This window comes from Mesorhizobium sp. M8A.F.Ca.ET.181.01.1.1 (assembly GCF_004792025.1).
Taxonomy (GTDB): Bacteria; Pseudomonadota; Alphaproteobacteria; order Rhizobiales; family Rhizobiaceae; genus Mesorhizobium.
Map to the genome: position 1 here is coordinate 1 of NZ_SRTV01000169.1, position 325 is coordinate 325.

Sequence of the window (325 nt, forward strand, 5' to 3'; positions counted from 1 at the left end):
CGAGACGGCGGTACTCGACGTCGATGGCCAGATCGTCCAAAGCAACCAGGCCGGCAACGCGCCAAGCACGGTGACCTGGCCGAGCGGCATGGCTTCCGCGTCGGCGAGCCTGAGCCTCATTCCCCAAATGCCGGGCCGTGAATCCGCGATCAAGTTCGACGGGGCGTGGGCACGGAAGCTAGGTGGCCAGCCCGCGCAGCATGAAGGCGCCCAGGATTGACACGCAGATCAGCGCGATGAGATCGCCGCGCTGCTCGTAGAAGATCTGGTCGACGACATCCTTCATGATCCAGGCGGTGAAGGCGGTCGTGACGGCAACCGTCAC

At 64.9% G+C, this 325-nt stretch carries 1 protein-coding gene; it reads left to right on the top strand.

The features are described 5' to 3' along the window. The coding region (locus EN824_RS36415; RefSeq protein ID WP_135933207.1) for a type VI secretion IcmF C-terminal domain-containing protein at positions 1-220 on the top strand (220 nt) is incomplete at its 5' end. Between the last annotated feature and the right edge of the window lie 105 nt (positions 221-325).